This is a genomic window from Roseburia sp. AF42-8 (genome assembly GCF_003435965.1).
GTDB lineage: Bacteria > Bacillota > Clostridia > Lachnospirales > Lachnospiraceae > Roseburia_C > Roseburia_C amylophila.
The window spans coordinates 1-8,086 of sequence record NZ_QTVB01000068.1; the positions used below are offsets into that span (position 1 = coordinate 1).

Annotated in this window: 4 protein-coding genes; all 4 read right to left on the reverse strand. The window is 35.1% G+C overall.

What is annotated here, in order from left to right; translation table 11 throughout:
- Window positions 1–1,268, reverse strand: a 1,268-nt coding sequence (locus tag DW059_RS14450) for a restriction endonuclease subunit S (RefSeq protein WP_147326063.1), incomplete at its 3' end; no start/stop codon positions are given.
- Complete coding sequence (locus DW059_RS14455) at window positions 1,265–2,038, reverse strand: hypothetical protein (protein ID WP_117699259.1); 774 nt, start codon at window positions 2,036–2,038, stop codon at window positions 1,265–1,267. The genes DW059_RS14450 and DW059_RS14455, both read right to left, overlap by 4 nt.
- 4 nt (window positions 2,039–2,042) lie before the next feature.
- Window positions 2,043–3,605 (reverse strand): type I restriction-modification system subunit M, encoded by a 1,563-nt coding sequence (locus DW059_RS14460; protein ID WP_117699260.1) that lies wholly within the window; start codon window positions 3,603–3,605, stop codon window positions 2,043–2,045.
- 215 nt (window positions 3,606–3,820) lie between these two features.
- Window positions 3,821–8,011 (reverse strand): hypothetical protein, encoded by a 4,191-nt coding sequence (locus DW059_RS14465; protein ID WP_117699261.1) that lies wholly within the window; start codon window positions 8,009–8,011, stop codon window positions 3,821–3,823.
- Window positions 8,012–8,086 lie beyond the last annotated feature (75 nt).

Here is an 8,086-nt window from a genome sequence, read left to right on the forward strand (position 1 = left end):
GTCTGTCTGTCTGTCTGTCTGTCTGTCTGTCTGTCTGTCTGTCTGTCTGTCTGTCTGTCTGTCTGTCTGTCTGTCTGTCTGTCTGTCAAGATTGTTTTGCCTGTTTCTGCGAATGTCAAGAGCAAATCACGATAATATTCATATTGCTTCTGGCGTGCTTCTATTTCGGCTGGTAAACCGATGTTTAAGTCAGAGCAAATAGATTCAAAGTTATCGAGGACATTGACAAGTCTTTTCTGCACATCTAATGTTGGAACCGGAACTGGAAATTGATTTAGCATCGGTCTCCGAATAGATGCTACAGACCCTTGAAACATAGTTTTCTGTATATATGGTAAAAATGTCGACCTCATATAATGAAAATAATACCTAGGTAAGACATCTGGCGTATTTATATGAATTCGATATGCCCTTTGATGTAAAGCATATTTTCCTTCAACATAATGAAATACTTTACCTACACCAACTCCATCGCCTGCAGTAATAATAGCAGTTTCATCATATTCATATTCATTTTTTCTCAATGGTTCCTGTGAACGAACATAAAATGGATATTTACCCTCTACGAGACCTTCGTTAGTATTACTACTACCTGTACTAATATCCGCAATGTCCGCTAACGGAACAACTTTAACATTATTGTCAAATGTCAGCAACTTATTACGATAAAATTCATACTGTTTCTTCCGAGCTGTAAGCTCGGCTGTAAGCTCGGCTGTAAGCTCGGCTGTAAGTAACGTGAAAGAGTCCAAAATATGGACTATTTCGCGTTGTACCTCCAGAGGAGGTACAGGCAAACTGAATGCTTTTACGCTTACATCAGATATTGCTGGATAGCTTGCCCCCTTTTGGTTTTGCTCAACATATGCAAAAAAATCATTTGTAGCAATATTATGATAAATCCATCTTGGAAGCACAATCTCTGTATTCGCTCTTAACACGCAAAAACCTGTACTGCAAATTTCATTATCATATTTTTCTGGAATCATACAGTATCTTTTCAGCATTGGACGAGTAGTACCTAAAAGAATATCATCTGTCTGCACAATTTGCTGTGCTCTGCTTGGTGCTGAATCCGAATTGATATTTTGTGATTCTGTTATACAATGTAAGTCTCTATCCACAGAGCTTAAATCTATGTACTTTTTATCGTTTCCAGAATAACTTTTCCATTTAATATTTTTAACTTTTTGTGTACATTCTTGCAAGGTTAAAAATTCTGCTCCATCTGGACACAACTTTTCAATCAACTTATCTAATTTACTCATCGCATTCTCCTCACTATTTTTTCATGCGAATAATCTTCAACTTGCTTTCTTAGTATATATTCATCACTCTCTATATAACTATCATTATATTTAACCTTTGCTATTGGTGAAAAGTAATATCCATATCTCGCCAATGTTGGAGTATAATCACTCCCACTGGCACATATCACTTTTGCTGTGTTTTTTCCTTTTTTGTCTCCTAAGCGTAAGCTTACCTCACGAAGTGAAAGCTTCTTAAATCCATTTTCAAAGAATAAAAAACAAACGCCTCCTTCTTTAGCTTCCGATTTATATGCAAGACAGTCCGGTTTCTCATATCCTATTCTATCAATAATTTCTTTCTCATCATTTGTAAGGTCTTCATGGTTACCAACTTTTTTCAAAATTTTATCAAATTCGAAATGAATACCATCAATTATTCGAAGACTTTCTGCCGGATAAATTGTAGGTACAAAACTACTTCCGTCATCATATGCCCAAAATGTCAAAATATTATTACCAGACCCCCACTTTTTTATTTCTGTCCTTGCTGTTTGAGGGCAGTCTGCCCAATATGACAATTTTTGTCCGGGAAAAAGATTTGAATATCTATTATCTCTTTTACTCACCCTAAGATTCCCTTCATGAAGCGCACTCACAGTTTTTCCATAGTAATTATCTTTAAACTCAATGCATCTAAAAAAATCAAATTCATGAGATTTTAATATAGGTAATTCTTCATGTTTTAATATATTAACACCAAAAGACTGGTTTGGAAAAAGCTTTCCCATAAAATCACCCCTCTATTTCTGCAATAATCTTATCAATCTCATCTCGAAGCACCTGCTCACGCGCAACAATTTCCTTAATCTCTGCATTCAGCTTCACAATATCAATTTTCTCTCTGGTATCTTCTGCTTCAACGTAAGTAGACACAGATAAATTGTAATCATTACCAGCAACTTCCTCATAGCTTGCCAAATGTGAAAAATGCTTCACTTCTTCTCTCTTTGCAAACACGTCTACGATACGGTCAATATTCTCTGGGGTCAATTTATTATTATTTGTAACCTTCACACATTCGCTTGTGGCATCAATAAACAGTGTCCTATTATCTGCCTTATTCTTTTTCATTACCATGATGCAGGTTGCAATCGAAGTGCCAAAGAACAGATTACTCGGCAACTGAATAATGCAATCCACATAGTTGTTGTCTACTAGATATTTACGGATTTTTTGCTCTGCACCACCACGGTACATAATTCCCGGAAAGCATACGATGGCAGCAGTTCCATTGGATGCAAGCCATGACAGACTGTGCATAATAAACGCCATATCCGCTTTGCTCTTAGGTGCCAGAACTCCAGCCGGAGCAAAACGAGGGTCATTGATGAGTAATGGATTCTCGTCTCCCGCCCACTTGATAGAGTATGGTGGATTAGACACGATCAGTTCAAACGGCTCATCATCCCAGTGCTGTGGGCTAAGTAATGTATCTTCACAAGCTATATCAAATTTATCAAATCCCACATCATGCAGGAACATATTAATACGGCACAGGTTGTAGGTTGTAATGTTAATCTCCTGTCCATAAAAACCGTTACGGATAGCATCCTTTCCAAGAATTTTCTCAGCCTTCAGAAGCAATGAACCAGAACCGCAAGCCGGATCATATACTTTATTGATTTCTGTTTTTCCTACAGTTCCAAGACGTGTGAGCAGTTCGGATACATCTGCTGGCGTAAAGAACTCTCCACCAGATTTTCCGGCATTTGATGCATACATAGTCATAAGGTACTCATACGCATCACCAAAGGCATCAATGGAATGGTCTTTCACATCTCCTAGATTCATTTCGCCTACACCATTCAGTAGCTTTACGAGTTTTTCATTACGCTTTGCAACTGTAGAACCCAGTTTATTGCTGTTTACATCATAGTCATCGAACAGTCCGGCAAAGTCGCTCTCTGCCTCACTGCCTTTCGCTGATTCCTCAATGTGACGGAACACACGCTCCAGTGTTTCATTTAAATTTTCATCATTCGCAGCATTGGCACGGACATTACAGAAAAGTTCACTCGGAAGGATAAAAAATCCTTTCTCCTCTACCAGTCCTTCTCTTGCTTCTTCTGCATCCTCATCCGGCATTTTTGCAAAGTCAAAATCGGTGTTACCTGCATTAATCTCACCGCTATTTATGTAATTACACAGATTTTCGGAAATATAACGATAGAACATCGTGCCAAGAACATAATTTTTGAAGTCCCAGCCATCGACTGCTCCACGCAGTTCATCTGCAATCGCCCATATTGCACGGTGCAGTTCATCACGTTCCTGTTCCTTTTTGGTATCAACCATTCTCTTTTCCTCCGTTATCCTCTGGTACAAATTCCAGAATATCGTCAACGCCAGTATTTTGCTTCAACTGCACATTCTTGATATTTTTTCTATCAATAATTGGAATGCTTTTTTATAACTGACTTTCATATCATTTTTCCATTATTTTGCCAACAGATATAGCAAAAGCATAGCATGAAAACATGAATTTATCAATTTTTGCAATAATGAAATTCCTAATTATCGTTAGCAACACGTATACTTCCAACTATTTTGTTATTAGTATAAACAAAATATCCTTCTCGTCTCTTCCATTGTTGACTCACATCTCCTAGAAAATACTGCTTTTCCCCAATTACTGTCCAAAAAACCTGAACGCCCGTTTTCTTCATATATTCATTCATAATGTCCCGACGTATAACCACCTCAGTATATTCATTTCCTAAAAGAGATAAATCCAATGCGGCTATTTCTTCATCCTTATAATAAATGCCATCCATTTCCTTTTCATATAACTCCATCTCTTGAATAATCTGTCCTGTTGGAATAGCAAATGACGTAGGCTCTCCTTGTGAAGCATCATATTCTTCTTCCCACAAAACATTTATTGCTGCCGGAAAAGCCTTCATATCCCTTTCTGCCATCTCGCTTTCACACGCTCTAAACTCTGCATTATAGCCAGCGCTCCATGCATATTCTCTTGAAAATAATGAATAACAGCTATACATGCCATTAGAATTTTTTCTAACAAATCCAGACTCTATCAGTTCCTGCTCATTATATATTTTTTTTGTTTCTGGCAAAATATACATAGTCGCAATTGTCCATACATGCTGTTCTCCCTTGGAGAATCCAAACGCTGGACATTCTTCTCCTCTTGGTCGAAATATATTTTCTTGATATATATAGAGAGACACCCATTCTTTTCCAAATCCGTCCTTATGTATAAAACGTTCTGGAAAATCCTGAAACATCTGATCTTCTTCCATAATCCATTTTTTTATATCAGTTTCCAAAGCATTTATACCACAAAATTTTTCTTTACCATACTTAGGCATCATTATCTGCGGCATACCATTTTTCACTTTTATCTTAATATTCAATGTAGGATCAAAATCTCTTACATAAGGATTCCATGGTCCTTCATAAACAACTCCAATTTTATCTTTCCAATCCCAACTTTTTATATTATGAATATCAGAAACTCGTGCTAAGATGTTATACATTGTTATCCATTGATATTTCTTACCTATTCGTTCAACTCGTTTTGCATGATGCCTATCATAATTATTCCTATGCTTATCATATTCCGCGAAATATTCAGGATTATACTCCAAATTATTCAATATATACTGTATTGCATAATAATAAATATTTGCCATATCTACATTTACAAAATGCTCTAATGCAGACTGAAAAACATATCTTCCAAAATCACCATATAGTCCCACTCCTTTTACCTTCATATCAAATTTCATCGAAAACAATAAAGGCCATAGACCACTCTCTCGAAATTCTTCTGCACCATAATCAACCTCTTCAACAATTGGAATTGGATTCGATTTGTATGGTGGTCTTATTTTTTCCAAAAGTATATTTCCTACATCATCAGGATATTCGCTGTTAAATCTTTCAATTATAAGTCTTGCATAATCCCTCAATAAAATATCCGGATAAACAATTTCTTTATCAAATATCTCTTTGTATACCCATTCTGCCAAATCTCCAAATTCAGACTTATTCTCCTTCTTTCGTCTCATAACAGCACCAAATACAATTCCATATAAACGCTGAATGATATACGGATCATTGACATCTTTAAATAATTTTAGCAGAAGAATGCAAACTGAAAAATGTTCTTTTAGAATTTCAATCATTGCCTTTGAAACTCTATCTCTCAAACTTCGGTTCGACGAAGAAAGCATCCATGCATAAGTCATTAACAGTAAATATGCCTTATGTTCCGACAATCCTTCCAGCATATTACCAGCCTCAATATAATATGCAAGGCTTATCATACGATTACTTTCATCAAACTCATTAACGACCATTGTCCATAGATAATCCCGTCGATTCAAAGGATATTGATTTAACAGCTTTGTTAATCCCAATGCATTTAACTCACTTTTTTCCTTTACTGAATTCTCAATAAAAACGCTCCAAACTTTTCTGCAATCAACTGGATATTTTTTTATTATCTCAATGAAACCATCATATGTAATATTAGAACTTCTCCATATAAAAGACGAATAGTAATTATCTATTAAACGTTTTTTATCCCATTCATCCTCTACTTTATCTATTAGTTCTATAAGCTCTCCCTCATACTTTAATGCATATAGCGAAGCTATTAAACGTTTTTTATCCCATTCATCCTCTACTTTATCTATTAGTTCTATAAGCTCTCCCTCATACTTTAATGCATATAGCGAAGCTACCATTGCAAAGACAGATTCATTTCCATAGTTCTTTATACTTCCCTCTTCTATTGCCAATAGATTTTTTTCACAATATTCTATAATTTTTTCCTTGCTTTTTTCTCTTTCAACAATTCGATATGCTCTTAAATAATCTTCCAGTAGATTATAACCAATATAATAATTCTCCTCTTGATTCTGAACAAAAGATGTTAATACTCCCGCCCTCTCTATTGCATTCAGATATCCAATTTTATTAACTACCCCATATATGTTCCAAGCCGTTAACCCTAGCAGTTCCTGTTTTGTCAAAACTCCTGTTTCAGCGGCATCAAGCATTTCATAAATTAATGATTTTAACATACCTGTAGATTCAAATATTCCAGCCTCTTTTGAGCCTTCTCGGTCGGCTTGCTTTAAAACACTATCAATAAGTGCAAGTAATCCTTGTTCTTCACCACTATATGTATTGCAAAACCAAGTTAAGAACAACGGATTGGTCATCTCTGAATGAAGATAATATTCCGGTGAAAACGAGATTCCACATTCGGATAAAAATTCGTATATTCTCTCTGGTGATTCGTCAGTAAAACCTGTATGCCTAATTATTGCAATATCTCCTGATTTCTTCTTGTCTAGCACATTTTGGCTCAATGTTAATTTTTCAAATCCAGTTCTAAGAGAAATGACTAATTTAACGTGACTATACTGTTCCAAAGTAATAATAATACGATTTATTCCATTTATCCATATAGTTCGATTTCTACTTTCATTGATAGCATCAATAAAAATAATCGCATCTTCACCAATAATTTGAGCTTTTTCATCCATAACGGAAATAAGTGATTCAAAGTTTTGCCCAAAGCTTAATCCTTCTAAGTTCTGAATAATTTGATTTTCTATACTTTCATCAGAAATAAATGTTTGTCCCAAAAGCAATAATGTTGGACGACCATCTTCTACCATTCTTTTTGCAGCAGTTGCCAATAGCTGGGATTTTCCAGTTCCCATCTTTCCTGTAATAATAGCAACTTTACAATTAATCATACTAATCTCTGTCTTTGTAATTTCAAGATAAGATGAAGATGATAGTATTCTTTCAATCTCATATTCTTCAGTTCTAAGCTTTTTATACTCCGCGTCGGTACCAGAATATTTCTTCAGTTCTTCCTGTATTGTAGTCAAGCTATTTTTTAACTTTGCAAACTGTTCTGCGCATTCATTTTCAAAACGGCTTTTCCACTCAATTGCTTGCGAGAAATTCTTTACATTCACATACTCCAATGATTCAGCCCATTTAACAAATGAAATAATCTCAGTCCTGTACTTTTCATCACATCTCCATCTTAAATTTTCTAATTCATTCATCAATGCCTCCTTCTTGGCATTAATCTCTGCAATTCCAGCCGTTTCATGCAAAAAAAGTGAAAGTTTTTTCTGCGCTTCTGTATCAATATTAAACAATGCATTATACCTTCTGCCAAGATTCTTGAGACTTAATTCCATATTGTTTTGAAACCATTTATCATCTAAATTATCAAGACCGAAATAGCAAGAAAGTATTGGAGGATAATTCATTGCTTGATCCAAAATTGTCTGTCCAGTAATCAAAACCAAACTAATTCCTACACCCGCAAGTATTTTTTCAATTCTTTGATATGAATTACTCTCTGTCTTAATATCCTGATTGCAATACAAATAAACAATATCCAATATACCTGCATAATTTTCCACTATTTTATTCACTGATTCTTCAATTTTTGCATATCCTATATTCTTATCAAAATGTTTCGCTTGAAAACTAATTTTAGTCCGACCATCTTTTGCTATCACTGGTTCAACCTCTACGCCAGGATGGTTAGGATTAGAGTGAAGAAATATTCCCTCCTGACAAAGTTCTCTTTTAAAAAGAGAACGGCAAAGATTTTCAAATGCAATTTTCTTATCTGCATGAATCGCTTCAAAATGATTCCATGTTAACTCATATTGATTAGCTCCAATCATTATCATCTACCCCACCTTTTTATATAACTTTTATTTTTCTAAATCTCCACCCACTTCTTTTTCTACATCATCTAATAATAA